This is a genomic window from Geobacter sp. SVR (assembly GCF_016865365.1).
Classification (GTDB): domain Bacteria; phylum Desulfobacterota; class Desulfuromonadia; order Geobacterales; family Pseudopelobacteraceae; genus Pelotalea.
In genome coordinates, this window is record NZ_AP024469.1 from 4,008,500 (window position 1) to 4,031,238 (window position 22,739).

Here is a 22,739-nt window from a genome sequence, read left to right on the forward strand (position 1 = left end):
GATGCTCCACAGGTGTCCAAAGGCAGGCTTCGGTTAACTATAGCAATACTCGCAGGAGTTTTCCATTTGAATTCTCGCGGCCGGAAATGCTATACACAGTGGCTGCATCAGGGGAATCAGCCGCTTCGGCGGTACGTCAGGACGGCACAACGTGAAGACATCATTTCTGCGGCGGCTATGGGTAACCTTCTCCGCCTTTGTCGTGGGATTCTACTCCTCGACCCTCAACCGCTTCGCATTCAAGGGGGCTGAACACATCCCCCGTTCCGGCGGCGTTCTGATAGTTTCCAACCACATCTCGGCCTACGAAACCATTTTCCTGCCATGGGCAATCATTCGGCACCACCCCCTCCAGATGGTATGGGCACCCGCCAAAGAGGAACTGTTCGAAAAACCGTTCCAGCGCCTGCTCTATTCGACCTGGGGTGCCTTTCCGGTCAAACGCCGGCGTGACATCAAGGCAGCGGTGGTACTCGAGGAACTGCTGCAGGACCAGAAGGTCATGCTTTTCCCCGAAGGAACCCGGCATCGCGACGGCAGACTGGGAAAAGGCAACCGCGGCGTCGGCAAGATCATTTACGATACCCGTCCGACGGTCATTCCGACCGCCTTGACCGGCTTCAATCGCTGGAAATTTCCCGGTTTCGGTCAGGATGCCACGGCAATTTTCGGCGCTCCGCTCGATTTTTCCGATCTTTATGCACTCGACAACTGCAAAGAAACCCATGTGTTGATCGTGGAGCGCGTCATGAACGCGATTGGCGAGCTTCTGAAGCGGGAGGGAGCCTATGTCGGCGAAGCGTGAAATCGCTGCGGGCGAAAACAGCGCCTCCGATGTGGGAAAAACCGTGGAAATTTTCTGCGACGGCGCCTGCAGCGGCAATCCCGGGCCCGGCGGCTACGGCGCCATACTGCGCTATAACGGACACGAAAAAGAGATCAGTGGCGGCGAGAGCCTGACCACCAATAACAGAATGGAGTTGACCGCCGCCATCGAGGCTCTCGCAAGACTTACCCGTCCCTGCCGGGTGATCGTCACCACCGATTCGCAGTATCTGGTAAAGGGCATCACCGAATGGATAAAGGGCTGGCAGAGCAAGGGATGGCAAAACAGCAAGAAGGAGCCTGTTGTCAACCGGGATCTATGGGAACGCCTGCTGGAACTCACCCGCCAACACACCATCACCTGGAAGTGGGTACGCGGACACAACGGCCATGACGAAAACGAACGCTGCGACGTGCTGGCGCGAGAGGCGATTTTGCGGCTGAAAAAGTAGCTAGCTACCGGACCGGAACAACATCGACGAGGGCGAAACCATAGCGGGGATGCATAAAGGCGTGAGTGTTGGGAAACTTCGAGAAGAGCCATCCGTCGAAGACAAGGTTATTGCCCTCACGAATTTTGACCTTCGCTCCCGGATTCTTCAACTCATTGGAGGCAGAGGTCATAACGGAGCCTTCCATGACAAAGGCCGGGAGAAAAGCTTCGACTTCTATGGTCATGGAGGATGAAGGGAGGTGGATTTTACCGCCGATGGGGATGGTGTGAACGATTTTCTTGACGCTTGCTTTGTCGGTAACGCATATCCTGACAGCCTTCCATTTGCTTCTGACGGCTTCAGGCACAGCCAGCGTCATGATCTTCTTTTCGTGCGAACGTGCGCTTTCTACCGGGGATGAAGCTTGCTGTTCCGTGCCTTGACAGCCTGCCAGCAGCATAATCGGCAGAACGAGCAGCACTGTGTATACACGCACTGGAGATACCTGCTACATCGATAATTTGAGTGGCGGAGAGAGAGGGATTCGAACCCTCGATACCGGTTTCCCAGTATACTCGCTTAGCAGGCGAGCGCCTTCGACCTACTCGGCCATCTCTCCTAAAAACCGGCCTACGTCCCTGAGGCACAGGAACTTTTATAGTTAACACGCTGTCCGCAAAAAATCAAGCTCTAAAGACTGCAGTCGTCAGGCCGGCAGTTCAGTAATCCTGCTTCCCCCAGCGATCGCTCATTTTCTTGCGGTGTATTGCATTTTCGCTTTCGACTTCGCTGATGATGCGTTCAGCCTCTTCCGGTGTCAGCCCGATGCTCGGCCGAACCCCCATCCAGTGCGAGTGCTGCTCCGAGGGAGTATCGAGCTCGTGAGGAATCGGCGGGCCCGGCTTGAACTTGTCGTTCAAAAACAGAGCCGCTTCGTACTGGCCGTTGTTGAGCACCAGAAACACCTCGGCAAAAAATCCGCTCTGCAACCGTTTGACAACGACGGATTTAATCACTTTCATCCCACGAGGGACATCGATAAGGTCTGCCATTTCATAAACCCCTTTACCGCACATGATAATGCCGACGGGAAGCACCCCTCGACTGGCAAAACAAGGACAATGTACTACCTGCTCTTTTTCAGATCCATCAGAATCAGCTTGGCTATTGCTTTGAGCGTTTCGAAGACCCCCTCGCCGGTAATGGCGGAAGCTTCGAGATCAAGGACATTCCCGGGATTCAGCTCACGGCGCAACTCTTCCACGGGAACGACATCCGGCAAATCGCGCTTATTGTACTGCACCACGAACGGAATCTTCTCCAGGTCATATCCCTGTTCACTGAGATTGATCCGCAGATTTTCCAGAGATTCGGCGTTGGCATCCATGCGCTCTTCCTGGGAGTCCGCCACAAACACCACGCCGTCGACCCCCTTCAGGATCAGTTTGCGCGAAGCATCGTAAAACACCTGACCAGGAACCGTATAGAGATGAAAACGCGTCTTGAACCCGCGTATTTCCCCCAGCGCCAGAGGTAAAAAATCAAAAAAAAGCGTCCGCTCTGTTTCCGTTGCCAGACTGATCATCTTGCCTTTGGCATCCGGCGCAGTCTTGTCGTAAATGTACTGAAGATTGGTGGTTTTACCGCAGAGTCCCGGACCATAATAAACTATTTTACAGTTTATTTCCCGCGAGGCGTAGTTGATGAAGGACATTCCGGCTTACCTCGCTACAGCTAACGAAACAGGTTGTCGATGTCATCATCGGTAATCTCCGCAAAAGGAAAACCGGAGCATCCCTGCCGTTCTTTTTCCTCCGCCTTCTTAAGCAATCTGCAGAAGATGACGGCAAGCTCATCCGATGCCTTCTTTACCCGCAGGCGGACAAGCCCCAGTGTAGAACGATTATCGTACAGCACCACCAGAATGACACGGCCACCGACGATGGAAATATGGAGATTGTCCTTTTCCCCTTCGTGGCACAGAACCGAAAATTCCTTTTCACCGATCAGCTTTGCAAGCCCACCCGTTGCCGCAATGTTTCCGGCAGCCAGTGAAGCCAGCGAGGTGGTGTCGAATCCATCCGTCTCACCGACGCCCGAAATCATCTGGCCATTTTTGTCGACCAGGAAGACAACCTTGGCATTCGCCTCCCTCAGCAGGCGTTCAATGACCTGATTGATCTCCCGAAATTCTTCGTCGTACATGACCATCTGCTGAGCAGACATGTGCCTCTCTCCTGCCTGCCGGCTGATAACTTCCAAGGAGAAACAAGAATCAAATTCTCGGTTTCTATAGCAGAAATACCCTGCCGTTTCAAGCTTATTACAATGCGGATTGCGCCGGCATGTGGGGAAATCACCTTGAGTTTATAGGGTATTTCCGGTATTATTTTTAAATATCTTTTATTCGCACTTCATCTGACGGGAGCACTATGCAACAGGAATTCGTCCCCAAATGGGTCGCGTGGGAAACCACACAGAAATGCAATCTGCGCTGCGTGCACTGCCGCTGCTCTTCCGATCTCACCTCATCCTCCGGCGATTTTACGACCGAAGAAGGCAAGAAACTGCTCAAAGAGATTGCCGACTTCTCCAAACCGGTCGTAGTTCTTTCCGGTGGTGAACCACTGCTGCGTCCGGATATTTTCGAACTGGCCCAATTCGGCACATCACTTGGGCTGCGCATGTGCATGGCCACCAATGGCGCCTTGGTGACCGATGAGATTTGCCAGAAGATGAAGCAGGCGGATATAAAGATGGTTTCCCTGTCGCTTGATGGCAGCAGCGCCGAGGTTCACGACAATTTTCGGCAATGCCCCGGCTCCTTCGAAGGGGTTGTCCGCGCGGCTGAGATATTCCGGCGCAACGGACAGAAGTTCCTGATCAACTCGTCATTTACGAAGCGCAACCAGCACGATATTGCCAACACCTTCAAAGTCGCAAAATCGCTGGGCGCCACTGCCTGGTACATGTTCATGATCGTCCCGACCGGCCGCGGCGAAGAGATCATGAGCGAACTGATTTCCAAAGAGGATTACGAAGAGATCCTCGACTGGCATTACCAGCAGGAAAAGCTGGAAGACGAGATCCTGATGCGTCCTACCTGTGCCCCGCACTACTATCGCATCGTGCCGCAGAAGGCCAAGGCCGAAGGTGTCAACTTCGAGCGCCGTTCCCTCACCTTCTCGACCGGCGGCGGCAAGGGCTGTATCGCTGCCCAGACGATCTGCCTGATCGACTGCTTCGGCAATGTCAAGCCCTGCTCATACTTCCACCGCACGGCCGGCAATGTCAAACAGGTTCCCTTCAAGGAGATATGGGAGAACTCGGACATTTTCCGCAGCCTGCGGGATTTCAAATCGTACAAGGGCAAATGCGGTCAATGCGAGTACCTGAACATCTGCGGAGGCTGCCGGGCCAGGGCCGATGCAGTCTATGGAGACTACCTGGAGGAGGAACCCTTCTGCAATTACGTCCCGATTCGTGTTCAGCGCCAGGAGGCTGCCGGGGACAACAAATAATCTGTTGCTGAGACAATTATCTATTGACAGTGCCTGATTCCTGAAGTATAAGGTTAGTTCCTTTCGCCCAGGTAGCTCAGTCGGTAGAGCAGAGGACTGAAAATCCTCGTGTCGGCGGTTCGATTCCGTCCCTGGGCACCACTTAATCGCATAAAAAGGCACTTACGAAAGCAATTCGTAAGTGCCTTTTTTGTTGACGCAGATATCGACGCAAGTAAGGCACATGAGCCTTGAGCCTCATTTTCTTGCCTCTGAGCAACCACGAATAGAAAGGCGAGGTAGCACTACCCCGCCTTTGACACACCGACCGCACACCTTATGCTGCAATACTTTCGGCTCCGGCCAATCGTTGTCCCAGTTCGAAAGCGCGACGGCACTCCAACGGCAATGCCTCCGCACGACGCCGGGCCTTGTGAACCGGATCGAAACTTTCGATCACCACCTTCGAATAGTCATCCACCTGGCAGGTATCATACGCGCACAATGATTCGGCTGCCCCAAGGAGCAACTGAACATAGCGCTCATTGGTCCTGAAGACCTGTTCATACCCGAATTCCTTGCTCCGTTCTTCCGGGACATTCATGGTGTATATGAAACCGGTCTTGATGTGCCTGGGAAACAGCGTGCCATACGGCACCGTGTACGTGAGGTACGGAAATAGCAGGCGCTCCAGAAAGCTGCGCGTCTCGCCGGTGACCGTGCCGAAGTAGATCGGCGAACCGATGACAAGCGCGTCGGCTGCCGCGATCTTTTCCAGCACCGGTGCCAGATCGTCGCTCAGAACGCATTTCCCGTAACTCTTCCCCCCTCTGGTCTTGCAGGCCAGACAACTCTTGCATCCCTTGAAATCGAGGTCATAGAGATGAACAAGCTCCGTCTCAGCCCCTTGCGCTGCGGCCCCTTCCAGCGCTTTGGACACCAGCGTGGCCGTGTTCCACTGTTTGCGCGGACTACCGTTGACTCCGATGACGACCATGATCGTTCCTCCTTGTATGACTGTTGGAATCCCTTGCCCCTTGTTCCTCAACATGCAAAGCAAGGGCTGTTCGAATAATATCGAACCAACTATTTCGAAAATAATCGAACAGCATTGCATTGTCAACTTCATTCCAGTATCATGAAGAAAAAAGCGAGCCAGGCCATGACCAGGAATAGCGAAATACAACAACCCTTGCGGGATGAAATTACTTTACCCAAAGTCCTTCACGCACTCAGCGACCCCATACGCATGGAAATCGTGCTCAAAATTGCCAGAGCGGGTCAGGTTGCCTGTGGAGCATTCGATATACCGATGCCCAAGTCCACGTTATCGCATCACTTCAAAGTCCTGAGGGAATCGGGGGTAGTCGCCAGCAGGCGGGAGGGTAACGAGCTGATAAACTCTTTGCGGACTGAAGATCTGGAAGCACGCTTTCCGGGAGTCATTGCGGCCATAATTGCTGCAGGAACAGCTGACAAAGGAAAAGCCTGACTCCGGCAGTCTCTCGCCCGTCCCCCCGATGGAAGTCGCCCCAGAAATTACGTTGCCAGGCTGCATTTCATACCATCGTTGCCAACAGAAAAGGCGTCCACATAAGCGAACGCCTTTTTCACCCCCCAGCTAACGGGTTTATCCTTCCTTAGTGGCACCCCGAACGCCGCCCACACTCTTGGGCGCTAAGGCATGCTCACCCCAATCAAAATTCTGCCGGCATGGCCTTGACCTGCTCCGCAGTGAAGACCGGCCCATCCTTGCAGACATAGACATTGCCGACATTGCAGCGGCCGCACTTACCCAGGCCGCACTTCATGCGGTTCTCCAAGGTAGTGTAGACCTGTTCGTCCGTAAAGCCCAGCTTCTCCAGCACCGGCAGGGTGAACTTGATCATGATCGGCGGGCCGCAGACCAGGGCAATGGTGTTGTCGGCCGCAGGAGCAGCCTCTTCCAGGATGGCCGGGACAAAGCCGACCTTGCCATCCCACGCAGGGCCATTGCCCCCCGGATCGACCGTCTTGACCAGCCGCACGTCACCGCGCTTTTCCCACTCCTCCAATTCGCGTTTGTAGACCAGGTCCGCCTCCGTGCGGGCGCCGTAGACGATGGTGATCTCCCCGAATTTATCACGCAGATCAAGGCAGTTCCAGATCAAGGTCCTGAGCGGCGGCAAGGCGATGCCGCCGGCAACGAAGACCAGGTTCCTGCCATAGAAGTCTTCAATGGGAAAGGAGTTGCCGTACGGGCCGCGCACCCCCATGCTGTCGCCGACCTCCAGCCTGCGCAGGGCCTCGGTCACCCGGCCCACTGACCGGAAACAGCATTCGATGTAGCCCTTCCTGGTAGGAGAGGAAGCGATGCAGAAGGTGGACTCCCCGGCCCCGAAAGCGGAATATTCGGCGAACTGGCCAGCCCGGAAGACGAAGCTGTCACGGACCTGCTCATCCTGAAAAACCAGGCGCAGGGTACGGACATCCGGGGTCTCGTCGATGACCTCCTCGACAGTGGCCAAGTAAGGGAGATAGATGTTCTTGTTATGATCGCACATGTAAACCTCAGGTTAAGGTTAAGGCCAAGGTTAAGCTTTTACTCAACCCTAACCTCAAGCTGCTTTTCTACTGCTCAATCAGTTTTGCCGCCAGCTCTCGAAACGCCGGGGCCTTGACTTTCAATTCGACCGCCCGGTTGTTGTCCCCGAATCCGATGGTGATCACGCCCCCCACCAGTTCATGCTCCATTTCGGCAAACAGCACAGCCCGGGGATTCACCAGCAGGTTGCCGGACTGCACGAAACCGCGGGACAGCAACTCCTGGATGAAGGCTTCCTGATCGGCCTTGGCAACCTTCTTGAAAAGCTGCTTTCTGACCACAGTAGCGCCGAACCAGACATCCATCATGCGGGTAGTGTCCGATACCAGCGGATTGTCTTCCGGGGTGGTCATCTGGGCCGCCACCACCAGCTCTCTATTGATGAACCGTTCCATGTGACACCTCAGGTTAAGATTGAGCTTGAGGTCAAGGAACTGCTTTATTCAACCTTGGCCTCAACCTGCTGTAATATCGCTGCAATGTCGATCCCCACCGGACAGAGCCGGATGCATCTGCCGCAGCCGGTGCAGAGCGTCTGGCCGAACTTGTCATCATAATACTTGAACTTGTGCATGATACGGTTGCGGTAGCGCTTGGGCTGCTGGTCGCGGGGATTATGGCCCGAGGCGTGGTGGGTGAATTTCCAGAAACCGCAGGCATCCCAGTTTTTGCGGCGCTTGCCCTTCTTCTCGGTTCCCTCGTCCACGATATCGAAGCAGTGGCAGGCCGGGCAGACAAAGGCACAGGCCCCGCACCCCACGCAGCGGGTGGCGATGGTATCCCAGGATGGATCTTCGAAGTGCTCGTCCAGCCACTGCTTGACCTTTTTCAGATCGAACGCGTCAGTCTGGGGCTCGGCCAGGGGCAGTGCTTTGGCGCCGTTGGGCTCAGCGAACAGCTCATGGTGGGCGCCGACCAGCGTTTCTCCTTTCTCGCTGAAGGCTTCGCAGGCATATCCGCCCCCCTCCAGCGGGGTCAGAAACAGGTCGGCCCCTTTGGGATCGCCGGGGGAGAGTCCCACTGCCGAGCAGAAGCAGGCATCATCCGCTTGTGTACAGGCCAGTCCAATGATGGTGGTCTTCCTGCGGCGCTCCAGGAAGAATTCATCCTTATAGTCCCAGGAAAAGACTGTATCCAATACCGGGATGGCTGCGGCATCGCAGGGGCGCACCCCCACCAGCACCGTTTCCGGAAAACGGACCGGATCGATATCCTGCAGTTCGACCCTTTGTCCCTCCTTCTCGTAGGACATGATGTCCTCGCACAGAGGAAAGAAGGCCTCCTTGCCGGAGCGGCGCGGCAATCGGTCAATGACCAGTTCAGCAGCGCTGGCGAGCGGCTCGTAGAGCGGCGTGCCGGCGTTCAGGCGAGGTGCCACCACTCGTTTGCCTTCGGCGATCAGCTTATCCAGGAGGGCGTTCAGGTTCTGTTCCGAGATGTATTTCTGCATGTATAAAACCTTTTTTTCACCACAGAGGATACGGAGGAAAGGCGGAGGAGAGACAAAATCAAAAACTAAAGATTCGGGGTTAAACAAAAAACAATGCTTTTGCTTTTCCTCGGTTTTTCTCCGTGTACCTTCGTGTTCTCCGTGGTGAATGCTTTTAATCGGTTCCTATTTGATAAACGACTGATCATCCTTTTCAGTGAACGTCGCCAGCGGCCCCTTCTCGTTGACCTCGAAGCCCGCCTCGTGGTCGAACAGTTCCTTCAGTTCCTTGGCCATCTTGCGGTTCAGGAGGTTGAGCGGGATGTCCATGGGGCAGACCCGTTCGCACTCGGCACAGCCGGCGCAGCGCCCGGCCAGGTGCATGGCCCGGACGATGTGCCAGGCAACATTACCGGCCGGCCGGGGGGTGCTCTCCACCATTTGCGGCTTGTTGCGGTCACACAGGCATTGCTCGCAGAAGCAGAACGGGCAGACCTGACGGCAGGCGTAGCATTTGATACATTTGGAAGACTGTTCCTTCCAATAGCTCCAGCGTTCGGCCGGGGTCAATGCCTCCAGCCGGGCGATCTCCGCCGCGTACTTTTTCTCCAGCTCGGGAGTTACCGGCTTCTGGGCCGGTACGTAATCGCAGCCTGCAGGCAGGTGAGCATCGCATTCCCGGCATTTGGGGGCGATGCTCTCGGAGGTCAGCTCCGTGTCGGGCTGCACCACCGAGGCCAGCACGCCGACGCAGGGAACACCAATCAGATAGAGCCGTTCGCGGGTCAGTTGCGATTCGCCCATCAAGCCCACCAGGGCTTTCAGGTCGCATCCCTTGACCACGACGCCGATCCTGCCTGCCTTGGGGACCTCTTTCTTGGCCTTAGTCAGGTAGACAGCCAGATTGTTGACGCAGGCAGGGGTAAAGATCAGTTTCGCCGCATCCTCGATTCTGGATACGACGATCGGCTGAGCCGAACCTCTTCTGCGGGCGGCGGTATAGCCGATAACCGCGCTGACGGTGCCATCGGAGAGTATGCGGGACGCCTCGTTTCTGATAGCGTCGGTAACAGCGGCGTAGAGAGATGTGTCGATTGCCTGGGTCATGAAAGAACCTTTATAGTCGAAAGCATCGTTATAAAATCCATCATGGTAATGGAACACGGATGACGCGGATTTAATGGTTTACGCGAATTTGGAGATTGGGGATGAACCTGAGATCTCCGGTTTTGGCGTATCCGCGCTAATCCGTCCAAATCCGGGTCTTTTCCGCGTTCCATTGTCTTTTATTTTAAATTTGTTTGAATGCCTCTTTCAGCTCCGGCGAAGCAAGAGCACCGGACCACTGTTCCTCCAGGGCCAGTTCCTTGAACTCACGCATCGGCCCCATGGCCCGCACCCGCTCGGTCAGGTCGGTGACAACCTCGACCCATTTGCCCCCTTCGGCAGCCGAGACCCAGGAGAACTGCAGACGATCGAGATGAACCCCCACGAACTCCAGCAGCTTGCGGAAGGCGGCGAAGCGGCGTCGGGCGTGGAAGTTGCCGGCGATGTAGTGACAATCGCCAGGATGGCAACCCGAAACCAGCACCCCGTCGGCCCCCTGCTGGAAAGCCTTGAGAATGAAGACGGGATCGATGCGGCCGGTGCAGGGAAACTTGAGCACCCGCACGTTGGCCGGGTACTGCATGCGCGAGGTCCCGGCCAGGTCGGCCCCGGCATAGGTGCACCAGGTGCAGACAAAGGCGATTATCTTCGGTTCGAAGTCGTGTTTCTGCTTTTCAGCGTGCATTGGAAAACCTTTGAAAGCGGATTGAAAGCATGGAACACGGAAAAATCGGAAAAGGCAGATAAAAACGGATCTTACTTCTGTTTAATCTGATGTTATCTGAAGTTTCCGCTTGTACCGTGTTCTATAGTGATTATAACGCCTCTATCATTGCCACGATCTGTTCATCGGTGTACCCATCAAGCTCCACCGACTTGGACGGGCAGGTGGCCTGGCAGGTACCGCAGCCGCCGCAGACTCCGGGGTTGACGTAGGCCACCACCTTGACCAGGTTGCCCTGGCGGTCGCGCATCTCCTTCTCCTCCACCGCGCCGTAAGGGCAAACCTTTTTGCAGTAAAAGCAGCCCACGCAGCCGGCATCCTTCACCTTTGCAACCACCGGTTCCCGCTCCAGCTTGTCCTTGGCAAACAGGGTCATCACCTTGGCGGCGGCGGCACTGGCCTGGCTGACGGTGTCGGGGATGTCCTTGGGCCCCTGGCAGGCGCCGGCCAGGTAGATGCCGGCCGTGGCGCATTCAACCGGCCTCAGCTTGGCGTGGGCTTCGGAGTAGAAGTTGTATTTGTCGTAGGAGATGCCCAGTTTCTGGGCCAGCAACTCCGCGCCGGCCTGGGGCTGGACAGCCGTGGCCAGCACAACCATGTCGGCCTCGATCTCCACTTGGACACCGACCGAAATGTCGCTACCCATGACCACGATCTTGTCATCTTTCTGATAGAGGCGCGAGACCATGCCGCGGATGTAGACCGCCTCCTCTTCCTCGATGGAGCGGCGCCAGAATTCGTCGTAGTTCTTGCCCGGCGTACGGGCATCCATGAAGAAGACATAGGCCTGGCCATCGTGGACCTTGTGGTGGTAGAGCATGGTATGCTTGGCAGTGTACATGCAGCAGATCTTGGAACAGTAGGAAATCCCTTTTTCCCTGGCCCTGCTGCCGACGCACTGGATGAAGACGATTTGTTTCGGTTCCTTGCCGTCCGAAGGGCGCAGGATCTTGCCACCAGTGGGGCCGGAAGCCGATGCCAGGCGCTCGAAGGTCATACCGTCGATGACATCCGGCAGCTTGCCGTGGCCGAATTCGCCGTAGCCCTTGATGGGGGAGCCCTTGGGTTTCTCGGCGATGGAGTAGAGGTCAAAGCCGGTGGCAACCACAATGGCGCCGACCGGTTCCACGATCAGCTGGTCTTCCTGCTCGTAGTCAACGGCGCCGGGGCCGCACACCTTCTGGCACAGGCCGCATTTACCGGTCCTGAATTTGGTGCAGTGTTCCCGGTCGATGACCGGGGTATTGGGTACCGCCTGGGGAAAGGGGACGTAGATGGCCGGGCGCATCCCCCGATTGCAATCGAATTTGTTGGGGATCTTTTTGATGGGACACTTTTCCATGCAGACGCCGCAGCCGGTGCACCTGTCCTCATCCACCGAACGGGCCTTCTTGCGGACCGTGACCTGAAAGTTACCGATATACCCCTCGACATGTTCTATTTCGGCGTAGGTGTAGAGCTTGATCTTGGGGTGGTTGGCGACATCGACCATTTTGGGGGTCATGATGCATTGGGAGCAGTCGAGGGTGGGAAACGTTTCGGAAAGTTGGGCCATGTGGCCGCCGATGGAGGGTTCCCGCTCCACCAGCACGACCTCGTGGCCCGCATCGGCAATGTCCAGGGCGGCCTGAATACCGGCGATGCCGCCGCCGATGACCAGCGAGCGCTTGGTGACCGGTACGGTGATGGTGGGCAGCACGCGGTTCTTCTTGACCCGCTCCACCATCATGCCGACAATCTCGATAGCCTTTTCCGTGGCCTCCTGCTTGTCTTCGTGGACCCAGGAGCAGTGTTCGCGGATATTTGCCATTTCGCACAGAAAGGGGTTCAGGCCGGCCGCCTCCACTGCCTTGCGGAAGGTTTTCTCGTGCATTCGGGGAGAGCAGGCCGCCACCACCACGTGGGAAAGCCGCTGCTCCTGGATGGCCCGCTTCAGCAGGGTCTGGCCGGGATCGGAGCACATGTACTTGTAGTCCGTCGAAAAGGCCACCCCCGGAAGCATTCCGACCTGGGCAGCCACCCGCTCCACATCCACCGTCCTCGATATGTTTTCGCCGCAGTGACAGACAAATACGCCGATTCTTGACATCTATTTATTCCTTTTCGTCACAGAGGTCACAGAGAAAAACCAGAGTCTTTTGAAACATAATCCTTTGGGGGTTAAATCCGAGCCTTGACCCATTGCATTTTTGAATTCCTCTGTGCTCTCTGTGTCCTCTGTGGCTACAGCAGTTGTTTTTCCTTCAGCAACGGCAGGGGATTGACGATCAACGCGTCCAGGCCCAGTTTTTCGGCCGGCAAGCCGGCTGCCAGCCCCACCAGCTGGGTCAGATAGAAGACCGGCAGACCGTAGCTGGTCTTGTAGACCCCTTCGATCTCTTTCTGACGGATATCGAGATTGCCGTGACAGAGGGGGCAGCCGACCATGATGCAATCGGCGCCGGCCGCCTTGGCCGATTCGAGGATGGCATTGCTGAGCTGGATCACCACGCCGGGGCGCGAGAGGGTGAAATTGGCGCCACAGCACTCCAGGCGATGGGTCCAGGCAACACTTTCCGCGCCCGTCGCTTCGATCACCCGCTCCATGATGGTCGGGGCCTCGGTGCAATCCAGGTTGGGCACTTCTGGGGGGCGGGTCAGGAGACAGCCGTAGTAGCAGGCCACCTTGAGCCCCTTGAGCGGTTTTTTGATCGACCGGGCCAGTTGCTCCAGCCCCAGGTCTTTTGCCAGGATCTCCAGCAGGTGCTTGACCTGCCCATCCAGTCTGACCGGCGCATCGATGGCCTTTTCCACCTGTTTGCGCTTGGTGTCGCTCTCTTCCAGGGTATGCTGAGTGAACTTGAGCCGCGAAAAGCAGGCGGCGCAGGCCACGGCCAGATCCCCCTCGACCTGCTCGGCCAGTTCCAGGTTTTTGGCGCACAGCGAGAGCGAGAGCAGTTCATCCACATTGTGGGCCGGAGTGGCGCCGCAGCAGAACCAGTCCGGCACCTCGGTCAGGCCGATGTTCAGTGCCTTGAACAGCTCACGGGTGGAAAGATCGTACTCGCCGGCCGAGGCATGCAGCGAACAGCCGGGGTAGTAGGCGTAGGAGAGTTTTGAATCAGTCATTGGTCACCATCAAACCAAAATCGATTATGGAACACGGAAAAATCGGTACCAGCGGATAAAGGCGGAAAGAGTAGGTTTAAATAAAAGCGCATTTAAGACTTTATCCGGATTTATCCGTCTTTTCCGCCGGTACCGCGCTCTATTGCCCTTAAATTTACTCTTTACAGCGCTTCGCCTTTTTTCCGCATCTCTTCGATCCGGGTGAAGATCTTTTCGATCTCATGCATGTTTTTGTTTTTGCTGTGGAACATCTTCAGCTTGCCCTTGCTGAGCAGCTTGGGGCCGAGCATCAAATCTTTCAGAAATTGCCCGCTCTTGACGTTAAAAACAGCGGCCAGGCGCATCTCGTACTGCCTGCCATAGGCACGGATGTTCTGCAGAAACAGTTTGTTGGCCAACTGGACGTAGCTCTCCTTGGAGGGGCCTTCCGCATCCCATGACAGCTTGCGCAGGGCGTCCATGATCGATGCCAGGTGCACCTTGTTGGGGCAGCGGGTCGAACAGGTTTCGCAGGAGGCGCAGTACCAGATCGAACGTCCTGCCAGGATACGCTGCCACTGGCCCAGCTGCAGAAGCCGCATCACCCGGTTGGGGGGATGCTCCATGAAGGTGGCCATCGGGCAGCCGGCCGAACATTTGCCGCACTGGAAACAGCGGCGCACCGAGGTGCCGGACAAGGCCTCGACCTTGCGGACGAAGTCAAGATCCATCGTCTCGGTAGAGATGATCATCTTTTTCTTTTTCACTGGAGCACCTTTTTACTAAGACTAAAACAAAGGCATGGCCCGCCTTATTATCGGACGGGTGATCGGGTGAGGAGTCACCGGTCGCAAGTAGCGCGGTTATACTACTGAGGTTTAAGTATATTTTTTACACAACGGGACTTGAAAAAGCAAGTTAAAAAGCCGCCATAGGGGCTTTCTCGATTTAGTTAAAATGAATTTGTATACTTTTTCAGGTTTCTGAAACAAGCAAGATGACGTTTGTTTGATGCAGGAGACTGGTGGTGTAGACGCACTCGATCATGCCCCCTTGATCACCGCTTCGATCTTCTCGACAATGGTAAGAGGATCGATAGGCTTTTCGAAATAGCCATTGCAGCCGGCCGATAAAATTCTTTCCATATCGCCGGCCATGGCATAGGCAGTGATTGCAATGATCGGCAGGCCGGCGCCGGCCGAGGCCTTCCTGACGCGCCTGGCAGCTTCCAACCCGTCTATTCCGGGCAGGTTGATATCGATAATCACAACATCGGGATGTTCTGCCAGCGCCAGATGTACCCCCTCTTCGCCTGTTTCGGCCGCGATCACCTCATACTCGGCGCGTTTCAGCGCATAGATCATAAGCCGGATGCTATCCCTGTTGTCCTCGATGATCAGGGCTTTTTTCATACGATCCTCACAGGGATCCTGATGCCGAAGGTACTCCCTCGGCCATAGCGGCTGCTGCAGCGCACATCGCCTTTCAGGACCTCCTTGACGAGCCGTGCCGTCAGGTAAAGACCGAGGCCGGTACCGGAAACCGCCGTTACATCCGGAGAAACAACCCGTACGAAGGGCTGAAAAAGCTTCGCCTGGTCTTCCGGCCGAATGCCGATACCGGTATCTTCAATTGAAATCTCCACTGTCTCGGGCGTCGGTACCGGACCTGAAAGCGGGAAAGCATCCTCGGTACATCGGCTCACGGTAATGAAAACGCCCCCCCTTTCCGTAAATTTTACCGCATTTGTCAGCAGATTGGCCAGACACTGCAGAAGCCTGCGCCTGTCGGTTCGCATGGTCAGGCGGATAGCTTTCACCGCGAGTTCAAGCCCCTTTTCCCGGGCCTCGACAGCCACCAGGTCCACCGCCTCATCAACCAGAGTGCCGATGTCGAACTCCTCGATTAACGGCTCCACCTTTCCCGACTCTATTCTGGACAGATCAATGACGTCGTTCAATAACGACATCAGGTGTTTTCCCGCGCGCAGAATGGCCGCCAGATTTTCCTTCTGCTCCGCATTGACCGGCCCCAACCATTCGTTCAGCAGGATGCTGGCGAATCCGATCACCGAGTTGAGCGGAGTTCGAATTTCATGGCTCATGGACGCTATGAACATCGATTTCAGCCGATCCATCTCCAGAAGCTTCTGATTGGCCTCTGCCAAAGCCTTCGTCCTTTCGGCGACCTTCTGCTCCAGCTCATTATGGGCCTTCCGCAACGCTTCTTCCGCCTCCCTGCTTGCGGTGACGTCACGACAGACTACCAGGACATTCGGGGAACCGTTCAGGTCGTATATGGCCTGCGCCAGTTCTTCCACCCACAACAGGCCGCCATCCTTGCGGATCTTGCGTAACTGCCAGTGATAGACTCGCCCCGGCTCCCGCAGGCATTTGCGTAACTGTTCGGCCACGGAACCTCTGTCTTCCCGATGAAAAATCTCCAGTACCGACGCCCCCTCCAACTCGTCGATAGCGTAGCCCAACTGGCTCGCTCCATAGGGATTGACCGAAAGGATCGTACCCGTGAGATCGAGTGTAAAGATCATGGTCGGAATCTCGTCATGCAGATTCCGGTAGCGCGCTTCGCTGTATCGCAAGGCTTCCTCTGCCCGTCTCCGCTCGGTTATATCGACCACAGCCCCGATGATCGCGGGACTTCCCTGATAGATGGTCCGTGAGTTGTAGGCCTCCAGACAGAGCACGACCCCATCCTTCCTGATGCCGCTGAAGGTGTAATGTCCATACTGCTCGTCCCCTTCCAGCCGCTTTTGCAGATGCTCATCCAGACGAGACAGATCCTCCGGCAGCACCAGCTCCCGGTAACCTCTGCTCACCAGTTCCCCGGCGGAATAACCGAAAATTTCAGCAAAAAAAGGATTGGCATAACAGAAGACACCATCGCGCATGAGGTAGAATCCTACCCGGGAATTTTCAGCCAAGTCTTTGAATTTATGTTCCGATTCCTGTAACTCCCTCTCGGTCCGCTGACGCTCCGAAATTTCCCTCACCAGAAACTCATTCGCCTCGGACAGCTCCCTGGTGCGCTCTTCCACGCGCCGCTCCAGGTCCCTGTACGACCGGGCAAGGTTTTCCTGGGCCTCCCTGCGCCTTTTGGTCATGTACGCCAGGCACCACAGCATGGCTATTCCCATGCCCCGGTTGACTATGGCAATCTTCTGTTCAAAGTTTTGGTGGGGAGACAGGAAAAAACCGAGCGCCGTGAGCAGTGATCCGGCAGCGGGAAGCCATGCAATGCTGGCAATAGGCACGACATTGGCGGCAATAAGCAGCGGGATGGCATAGAGCAGCCATTCGCCGTACGCGAGGGGCGTGAGCACATCGAGTACGAATATGGTAGCGGTCAAAGCCAGCGCAAACAGGATATGGATGGCACGAGTGGTCACACGATTCGCCCGTTACGGTTCCAGGGTAAAGTAAAAGGCCGCGCCTTTTCCCAGTTCCCCTTCGGCCCACACTTTTCCACCATGACGCTTGATGATTCGCTGCACGGTTGCCAACCCGATACCGACTCCCCCTCCCCCACCGATTCCGGCAGTTTCCTGTAGGCGCTCAAAGGGAATGAAAATCCTCTCGGCGTCCGCCATGCCGAAACCAGGGCCGTTATCCCTGACGAACAAGACCCCCCTGCCCTGAATGTGCACCAGTCCGAATTCGATGATCCCTTCCTCCCGCAGAGCAGTAAACTTCCAGGCGTTGCCAAAGAGATTGTCGATGACGACCCGCAGCAGACTGGAATCCCCGTTCACCACCACCCCCGGAGCTATGTGGAAAACGACCCGCCGCTCCGGCTCGCTCTTTTTTAGTTCCGCAGCTATCTCCCATGCAATAGCCGATATGTCGACCATCTCCCGCACCGGCTCCCGGCGCCCCAACTGGGAGAAATTGAGCAGTGCTTCGATCAGCTGGTTCATGCGAAGGGTTCCGTTATATACCTCCTGCAGATACCCGACGCACTCATTTCCCAGCTGATTACCGCAGATTTCGATCACAGCCTGGCAGTAACCGCTGATCACCGTGAGCGGCTTGCGCAGGTCGTGAGCAACAGTATAACCATATGTTTCCAGCTCTCGATTGGCCTCTTCCTGTTCGGCAGCGCGCGCGATCAGGCTGGCGTTGAGCGTCTCGACCTCCTGCTCCAACAGCTTCCGCTCGGTGATGTCCTGAACCATGGCCAGCATGTATTTTTCACCGCCGAATTCTATCAGTTCCGCTGACATCAGCCCCACAAAACGTGCACCCGACTTGCCTTTGAAGGTCAGCTCAAGGTCGCGGATGCCCCCCTGCTGCTGCAGGGTCCGAACCACCATGTCCCGATCGGCCGGATTGGCCCACAGCCCCAACTCCAGGGCTGTTCTTCCGATCACCTCGTGGCGTTCATATCCTGCGATCTTCAGAAAGCTTTCGTTTACCTCGACCAGCCTGCCGTCGGCCAGAACCGAGATGCCCAGTGAAGCGGGCACCGCCTTGAAGATGGTGATGAACTTCGCTTCGGACTCCCGCAGGGCCGCCTCGGCGCGCTCGCGTTCCTTCTGGCTCTCCTCCAGTTGCCTGACCTTTTCCTCGAGCTTGATCGCCACGATTTCGCAGTACCGCTCCAGGTGTTCTTCCTCTTCATCCGCCAAGCGCTCCGAGGAAATCTGTCCTGAGCGGTATTTTTCGAGGATGCTTTCCACCTCCTGCCAGATATTCACCGGGTCCTTGGGCTTGACAATATAACCTGCCGCCCCCAGCGAAAGACCGAGGTGCACATCCTTCTCTTCGGAGTAAGTGGCAGAGTAGAAGATGAACGGAATCATCCGGAATTGGACTTCTTTTTCGAGATTTCTCAATAGCTGGAACCCATCCATTACCGGCATCAACGTATCCGATATGATCAGATCGGGTCGGGAGAACTTCGCCAGCGTCAGCGCCTCCAGTCCGTTCTTGGCTTCAACCACCCGATGCCCGTGCTGTTCGGCAATGTAGCGGAGAAGCCTCCGGCTGTCGCTGCTGTCATCGACGATCAGTATCTTCACGCAAAGGCCTCCTGAGCTGCTGCTGTCGCCGTCGAGGATTCGGGTGCCATATAAGAAGTATAGCCCAAGTTACGGTTGAGGCTGCGCGAGCGGGAACGCCGGCATCCGATTTTGCGGATGGACACCCAAACGCGGGGATGGAAAAAGACCGTACTGCCCTGCTGCGCCGAGTGCCTGTTACTATATTTGCATCCCGGCAAAATATTCACCTGCCCCCACAATCCTCGTGATGCCGGCTACTTAGGATCATTTCTGACGATTTATCCGCCAAAAATTGCTATTGTCCCCGCCGGGGAACCCTTTTTACAACTACCTAACATGCTGGTGTTACTGAACAATTCTACTCCTTCCATCTGGCACAGTACCTGCTATTTTCAAGAAATGGCCGGCTACTCTCGGACAAGGGGAATGCCATGAAACCAATCAAAATAGCCGTAGCGATCGCCCTGTTGCCTCTGATGGCCGGCTGCGCCACCGAGGGATTCGTCAATCGACAGATCGATCCTCTGGCCGACAGACTGGGCAAAATTGAAGCGAAGCTTTCGGCGCTTGAAAAACAGGCCGCAGCAGCCAAGGCGGGGGCCAATGAACTATCCCCTGCAGATCAGGCTGCACTCAAGGAAGCCCGGGATCTTTCCAAGATGGCTTACGAGAAAGCCTGCCGACTGGAAGAACAGGTAAAACGGGCCGAGGAAGCCGCAGTTGATGCATCCAATTCCGCCCGTAAAAACCAGAAGATGTTCGAGCTACAGCAAAAGAAATAGTGCGTTTCGGACATCACGAGGCTGACACCGTGGCATCCCTGTGGTGCTGCCGAAATTACGGTTGGCTCAGCAGCGTATGCAGACTCCTGCTAATCATATGCTGCGGCGGCTGCCTGTCGGGACATTGCCCTGCCCCTGCCGGTGCGGCACAGTACAGCTATGCGACCGGCTTCAGCGGTAAGATCCGGGACTACACGATTCAGATGGGGGAATCGCTGTTCGAAATCGCCCGGCGTTTCGATCTCGGTATCAATTCGATTCATCGCGCCAATCCGGGCGCCGATCTATTCATCCCCGCAGCAGGCACCCGGATCATACTGCCCACCGCCTGGATCCTGCCCGATGTGCCGGAATACGAAGGAATCGTCATCAATCTCCCGGAACTGCGACTGTACCTTTTTTCCCGTGACGACTACAGGAGCTTTGCGACCTTTCCCCTCGGTGTCGGCGACCTGGGATACAACACTCCCGTCGGAGCTTTCACCATAATCGAAAAAATAACCGCCCCTGCCTGGTACGTACCGGCTTCGATCCGCCGGGAAGATCCGTCATTGCCCGCCGTGGTCCCCCCTGGACCGGACAATCCCCTAGGCAGTCACGCCCTGCGACTTTCGCTGCCTTCAGTCCTGATCCACGGCACGAACAGTCCCTGGGGTATCGGCATGCGGTCGAGCCATGGCTGCCTGCGTCTGTATCCGGAGGATATTCTTCAGCTCTACCGTCTCGTGCGTCCCGGAACCCGCGTCACCATCGTGCAGCAGGCGGTCAAAGCCTCGATGCGGGGGGGCAGGGTATTCATTCAGGTACACCAGTATGACGGAGTCGATTACCTGCGGGAGGCGCGCCGCGTACTCACCGGCAGAGACCTGTTTTGGCGTGTCGACTCGTCCAAGCTGAAGCTGGCCCTGCAGGAAAGGAGCGGGCTCCCGGTCGACATTACCAGGTAAAAAGCATGTTTTTCGGATCAAAAGAGGCTGTGGAAAAAATTTTTGTTGTATTTCGGACGAAATTTGGATATAAAAAACGTTCGATTCATCCAAGCGCTCGTAGCTCAGCTGGATAGAGCAACGGACTACGAATCCGTAGGTCGGGAGTTCGAATCTCTCCGAGCGCGCCAAAATTCAAGCCCTTACTTGCGTAAGGGCTTTTTCTTTTTGGTGTATCGTGGTGCACTCCCTAATGCACCATTACCGCGATCTCCGCCCGGCCATCCTCCAGGATTCTCCGCACACGCCCGACCGCTCGGCGATATTGCTCGAACGTCGGGGCTGCCACCGCAACGCCTTTGATCTCCTCACCGTCCTGCTCAGCGATGATGTCGTCGCCCACAGATGCCCCATAAACATTGCACGGGACTTTGCCCGTGTAGGCTATCCGCCCCCCCTACCCCGATTCCTGAGCCGTTTTACCAGAAGCACGTATTGGGAAGGTACAGACGACTAGATAGAGAGGATGGCATGGGACAACATTCATGTGCAAAAATAACCATCCATCCAGGGCGCGCCACATTTTTTGATGTCGTTAAGTGGCGATTGCCTATCAAGCAGCAGCATCTTCGTCCCCATGCGAGTCTGGATCGCCGCCGGGTGATCATTGAAATTCCGCAGCGGTCTGAAGGGACTCCGTTAACGCCCTCAAGCCGCTGCTACCATTCAGACAGGCTTACGTCCCAGACGCTTTCTCTTAGCATAAGCCCCAAGGCCCGCCAAGCCGCTGGCAAGCAGCAGACAGGAGGCCGGTTCGGGCACCGGGGCGGGTACGGGTACCGGAAGCAAGCCATTTTCGCCGCCGGTATACCATAGGTCAAACACCACGTCGTCGATCCCGACAATGGCGTCAAAGGCGTTGTTCGTGTTGTGAAAATCGAACTCCAGCGTGTACTTGGCGAAATCCGTACCCAAATTCTGGAAGTAGTCGGCCGGCAGGGTGATATGCCCCGTAGTGATCTCGGACTTCGGTCCCGTGGATGTTGTGGACCACTGTATATCCTTCTCCGCCAGCAACTTGCCATCCCCTCTCAACAGGGCCGAAACATAGCCGATGTCGCCCGTGTTGCCGCTCGGATTAACCAGCGTCCACGCAATACCGTAGTTGAATGACAGCGAGAAGGGTGTGGATCTAGACAATGGATTCATCTCATACGTCGTCATGGCCCCCACCATCTGACTGTCATGGTTCATCTGTGCAAGAGCGATGCCGCCGGTCAAACTCCTACCCCAGGATGACAGGTCGTACCGCCCCTGTTGGGCCTGGATAACCGAACTCACGGAGATGCCGACAGTATTCACGTTGCCCGTAGTGGTCCAGTTACTTGTAGGCGTTGAAAAACTGTCGACAAACAACACGAGGGCATGGGCCTGCCCCACCAGGACGCCGAACAACACCGCCAGAACTACCGTGAAACGCATGCCATGTCTCATAGCGCAGCCCTCCTTTTAGGTGATAAGAAGGTACTAGCAAGAGGCATTCCGTGCTGGTAACCGATTAAAAAACAAGCCATACAGCCGGATTTCTGTGAACATCGAAAAATACTTTGTAAAGAATTCCGACACTTCGTTGCTTTTTTTCGCCACAATCACGAATTGGGCCGGTGTAGCTCCTTACAGGCGCTAGGCATTATCGAAATCGTCTTCCCGGCCATACGCCGTTACCGCCCTTCAAGCCGCTGCTACCATTCAGGCAGACCGATGTCCCAGCCACTCCTTTCTACCCACGCCCCCAGGCCCGCCAATCCGCTAACAAGCAGGAGGCAGGTGGCCGGTTCGGGCACCGGGGCCGGTCCCGATCCGCCGGTCGGGGGTTACGTCAAACGGTACGCTATCGATCCCCACGATGTTGTCAAACGCGCCGCTCCCGCTGTGAAACAGGAATTTCAAGGAGTAGCTGTCAAAGTCCGCGGCGTACGTGAAGTAGCTGGCCGGCAAGGGTGACATGCCCAGTAAACATTCCCCGGGTCTCGTAGACACATTATTTCTTTATCCGCTAGAAAGTAGCTTGATCTCTGGCCATCCATATAGCCGTTCATCCTTACTGCGAAAGAGGCATCATCCCCGGGCCCCCGCTCGGATTGATCAGTTGCCACGCCACCGCATAATCGAACGACAGCGAGAGCGGAGCCGCCCCCCTGTGGGCATCCGTATCCTGGTGATCATTTGTCCTCCGCCCTGTACCAGGGCGAAATCCCCATCCACGACGCTGTTCCGGGAAGAAAGATCCCATCCTCCTTGAATGCGGGCGGACAGGTTGC

The 22,739-nt window shown here is 56.1% G+C and carries 26 protein-coding genes and 3 tRNA genes; 8 read left to right on the forward strand and 21 right to left on the reverse strand.

What is annotated here, in order from left to right:
• Nucleotides 1-151: 151 nt before the first annotated feature.
• Both GSVR_RS18780 and rnhA read left to right on the forward strand, forming a co-directional pair.
• Nucleotides 152-805, forward strand: a complete 654-nt coding sequence (locus GSVR_RS18780; protein ID WP_173195340.1) for a 1-acyl-sn-glycerol-3-phosphate acyltransferase — start codon at nucleotides 152-154, stop codon at nucleotides 803-805.
• The gene (gene rnhA / locus GSVR_RS18785; RefSeq protein WP_370552049.1) at nucleotides 789-1,277 is read left to right on the forward strand and encodes a ribonuclease HI; all 489 of its coding nucleotides are present in this window, start codon (nucleotides 789-791) and stop codon (nucleotides 1,275-1,277) included. The genes GSVR_RS18780 and rnhA overlap by 17 nt, the downstream gene beginning before the upstream one ends.
• A 4-nt stretch (nucleotides 1,278-1,281) precedes the next feature.
• On the opposite strand, the gene GSVR_RS18790 is transcribed toward rnhA, so the two are convergent.
• The 5 genes from GSVR_RS18790 to GSVR_RS18810 all read right to left on the reverse strand — a co-directional run bounded on the left by GSVR_RS18790 (nucleotide 1,282) and on the right by GSVR_RS18810 (nucleotide 3,485).
• Nucleotides 1,282-1,740: a DUF2155 domain-containing protein gene (locus GSVR_RS18790; RefSeq protein ID WP_239077386.1), complete on the reverse strand. Its 459-nt coding sequence runs from the start codon at nucleotides 1,738-1,740 to the stop codon at nucleotides 1,282-1,284.
• 45 nt (nucleotides 1,741-1,785) lie between these two features.
• A tRNA-Ser gene (locus GSVR_RS18795) sits at nucleotides 1,786-1,878 on the reverse strand.
• Between the two features lie 100 nt (nucleotides 1,879-1,978).
• Complete coding sequence (locus GSVR_RS18800; RefSeq protein WP_173195341.1) at nucleotides 1,979-2,311, reverse strand: hypothetical protein; 333 nt, start codon at nucleotides 2,309-2,311, stop codon at nucleotides 1,979-1,981.
• A 74-nt stretch (nucleotides 2,312-2,385) separates the two neighbouring features.
• Nucleotides 2,386-2,973, reverse strand: coding sequence for an ATP/GTP-binding protein (locus GSVR_RS18805; protein ID WP_173195342.1), 588 nt, complete (start codon nucleotides 2,971-2,973; stop codon nucleotides 2,386-2,388).
• Nucleotides 2,974-2,993: 20 nt separating this feature from the next.
• Entirely contained in the window at nucleotides 2,994-3,485 is a 492-nt protein-coding gene (locus GSVR_RS18810; RefSeq protein WP_173195343.1) for a roadblock/LC7 domain-containing protein, read from the reverse strand.
• Nucleotides 3,486-3,691: 206 nt separating this feature from the next.
• Here GSVR_RS18810 and GSVR_RS18815 point away from each other — a divergent pair, with 206 nt between their 5' ends.
• Together GSVR_RS18815 and GSVR_RS18820 are read left to right on the forward strand one after the other, a co-directional pair.
• Nucleotides 3,692-4,780 carry a radical SAM/SPASM domain-containing protein gene (locus GSVR_RS18815; protein ID WP_173195344.1) on the forward strand — a complete coding sequence of 363 codons (1,089 nt, stop codon included), beginning with the start codon at nucleotides 3,692-3,694 and terminating at the stop codon, nucleotides 4,778-4,780.
• Between the two features lie 65 nt (nucleotides 4,781-4,845).
• Nucleotides 4,846-4,921, forward strand: a tRNA-Phe gene (locus tag GSVR_RS18820).
• Between the two features lie 175 nt (nucleotides 4,922-5,096).
• On the opposite strand, the gene GSVR_RS18825 is transcribed toward GSVR_RS18820, so the two are convergent.
• On the reverse strand, nucleotides 5,097-5,756 hold the full coding sequence (locus GSVR_RS18825) for a flavodoxin family protein (protein WP_173195345.1): 660 nt from the start codon (nucleotides 5,754-5,756) through the stop codon (nucleotides 5,097-5,099).
• A 141-nt stretch (nucleotides 5,757-5,897) separates the two neighbouring features.
• Between GSVR_RS18825 and GSVR_RS18830 the strand changes: the two genes are divergently transcribed.
• Entirely contained in the window at nucleotides 5,898-6,251 is a 354-nt protein-coding gene (locus GSVR_RS18830) for a helix-turn-helix transcriptional regulator (protein ID WP_239077387.1), read from the forward strand.
• Nucleotides 6,252-6,456: 205 nt separating this feature from the next.
• Here GSVR_RS18830 and GSVR_RS18835 read toward each other — a convergent pair whose 3' ends face one another.
• From GSVR_RS18835 to GSVR_RS18885, 11 genes are all read right to left on the reverse strand, one after another.
• The gene (locus GSVR_RS18835) at nucleotides 6,457-7,302 is read right to left on the reverse strand and encodes an FAD/NAD(P)-binding protein (RefSeq protein ID WP_173195346.1); all 846 of its coding nucleotides are present in this window, start codon (nucleotides 7,300-7,302) and stop codon (nucleotides 6,457-6,459) included.
• Between the two features lie 67 nt (nucleotides 7,303-7,369).
• Nucleotides 7,370-7,738 (reverse strand): hypothetical protein, encoded by a 369-nt coding sequence (locus GSVR_RS18840; RefSeq protein WP_173195347.1) that lies wholly within the window; start codon nucleotides 7,736-7,738, stop codon nucleotides 7,370-7,372.
• A gap of 44 nt (nucleotides 7,739-7,782) precedes the next feature.
• Nucleotides 7,783-8,793, reverse strand: coding sequence for a 4Fe-4S dicluster domain-containing protein (locus GSVR_RS18845; protein WP_173195348.1), 1,011 nt, complete (start codon nucleotides 8,791-8,793; stop codon nucleotides 7,783-7,785).
• Between the two features lie 165 nt (nucleotides 8,794-8,958).
• Nucleotides 8,959-9,879, reverse strand: a complete 921-nt coding sequence (locus GSVR_RS18850; protein WP_173195349.1) for a 4Fe-4S dicluster domain-containing protein — start codon at nucleotides 9,877-9,879, stop codon at nucleotides 8,959-8,961.
• A 184-nt stretch (nucleotides 9,880-10,063) separates the two neighbouring features.
• Nucleotides 10,064-10,564, reverse strand: coding sequence for a hydrogenase iron-sulfur subunit (locus GSVR_RS18855; RefSeq protein WP_173195350.1), 501 nt, complete (start codon nucleotides 10,562-10,564; stop codon nucleotides 10,064-10,066).
• Nucleotides 10,565-10,694: 130 nt separating this feature from the next.
• Nucleotides 10,695-12,692: a CoB--CoM heterodisulfide reductase iron-sulfur subunit A family protein gene (locus tag GSVR_RS18860; RefSeq protein ID WP_173195351.1), complete on the reverse strand. Its 1,998-nt coding sequence runs from the start codon at nucleotides 12,690-12,692 to the stop codon at nucleotides 10,695-10,697.
• 134 nt (nucleotides 12,693-12,826) lie between these two features.
• Nucleotides 12,827-13,711, reverse strand: a complete 885-nt coding sequence (locus tag GSVR_RS18865) for a CoB--CoM heterodisulfide reductase iron-sulfur subunit B family protein (RefSeq protein ID WP_173195352.1) — start codon at nucleotides 13,709-13,711, stop codon at nucleotides 12,827-12,829.
• A gap of 161 nt (nucleotides 13,712-13,872) precedes the next feature.
• Nucleotides 13,873-14,457, reverse strand: coding sequence for a 4Fe-4S dicluster domain-containing protein (locus tag GSVR_RS18870; protein WP_173195353.1), 585 nt, complete (start codon nucleotides 14,455-14,457; stop codon nucleotides 13,873-13,875).
• 276 nt (nucleotides 14,458-14,733) lie between these two features.
• Nucleotides 14,734-15,102, reverse strand: a complete 369-nt coding sequence (locus tag GSVR_RS18875) for a response regulator (protein ID WP_173195354.1) — start codon at nucleotides 15,100-15,102, stop codon at nucleotides 14,734-14,736.
• Nucleotides 15,099-17,096: a PAS domain S-box protein gene (locus tag GSVR_RS18880; protein WP_173195355.1), complete on the reverse strand. Its 1,998-nt coding sequence runs from the start codon at nucleotides 17,094-17,096 to the stop codon at nucleotides 15,099-15,101. The genes GSVR_RS18875 and GSVR_RS18880 overlap by 4 nt, the downstream gene beginning before the upstream one ends.
• 12 nt (nucleotides 17,097-17,108) lie before the next feature.
• On the reverse strand, nucleotides 17,109-18,728 hold the full coding sequence (locus tag GSVR_RS18885; RefSeq protein ID WP_173195356.1) for a response regulator: 1,620 nt from the start codon (nucleotides 18,726-18,728) through the stop codon (nucleotides 17,109-17,111).
• Nucleotides 18,729-19,141: 413 nt separating this feature from the next.
• Here GSVR_RS18885 and GSVR_RS18890 point away from each other — a divergent pair, with 413 nt between their 5' ends.
• The 3 genes from GSVR_RS18890 to GSVR_RS18900 all read left to right on the forward strand — a co-directional run bounded on the left by GSVR_RS18890 (nucleotide 19,142) and on the right by GSVR_RS18900 (nucleotide 20,609).
• Nucleotides 19,142-19,492, forward strand: coding sequence for a hypothetical protein (locus GSVR_RS18890; RefSeq protein WP_173195357.1), 351 nt, complete (start codon nucleotides 19,142-19,144; stop codon nucleotides 19,490-19,492).
• A 29-nt stretch (nucleotides 19,493-19,521) separates the two neighbouring features.
• Entirely contained in the window at nucleotides 19,522-20,439 is a 918-nt protein-coding gene (locus GSVR_RS18895; RefSeq protein ID WP_173195358.1) for a L,D-transpeptidase family protein, read from the forward strand.
• Between the two features lie 93 nt (nucleotides 20,440-20,532).
• A tRNA-Arg gene (locus tag GSVR_RS18900) sits at nucleotides 20,533-20,609 on the forward strand.
• Between the two features lie 59 nt (nucleotides 20,610-20,668).
• On the opposite strand, the gene GSVR_RS18905 is transcribed toward GSVR_RS18900, so the two are convergent.
• From GSVR_RS18905 to GSVR_RS18920, 4 genes are all read right to left on the reverse strand, one after another.
• Nucleotides 20,669-20,821, reverse strand: a complete 153-nt coding sequence (locus GSVR_RS18905; protein WP_173195359.1) for a hypothetical protein — start codon at nucleotides 20,819-20,821, stop codon at nucleotides 20,669-20,671.
• A 323-nt stretch (nucleotides 20,822-21,144) separates the two neighbouring features.
• Nucleotides 21,145-21,912: a PEP-CTERM sorting domain-containing protein gene (locus GSVR_RS18910; RefSeq protein ID WP_203978726.1), complete on the reverse strand. Its 768-nt coding sequence runs from the start codon at nucleotides 21,910-21,912 to the stop codon at nucleotides 21,145-21,147.
• Nucleotides 21,913-22,160: 248 nt separating this feature from the next.
• A complete protein-coding gene (locus tag GSVR_RS22465; RefSeq protein ID WP_173195361.1) occupies nucleotides 22,161-22,262 on the reverse strand; it encodes a hypothetical protein in 102 nt (33 codons plus the stop codon).
• Nucleotides 22,228-22,425: a hypothetical protein gene (locus tag GSVR_RS18920; protein WP_173195266.1), complete on the reverse strand. Its 198-nt coding sequence runs from the start codon at nucleotides 22,423-22,425 to the stop codon at nucleotides 22,228-22,230. The genes GSVR_RS22465 and GSVR_RS18920 overlap by 35 nt, the downstream gene beginning before the upstream one ends.
• Between the last annotated feature and the right edge of the window lie 314 nt (nucleotides 22,426-22,739).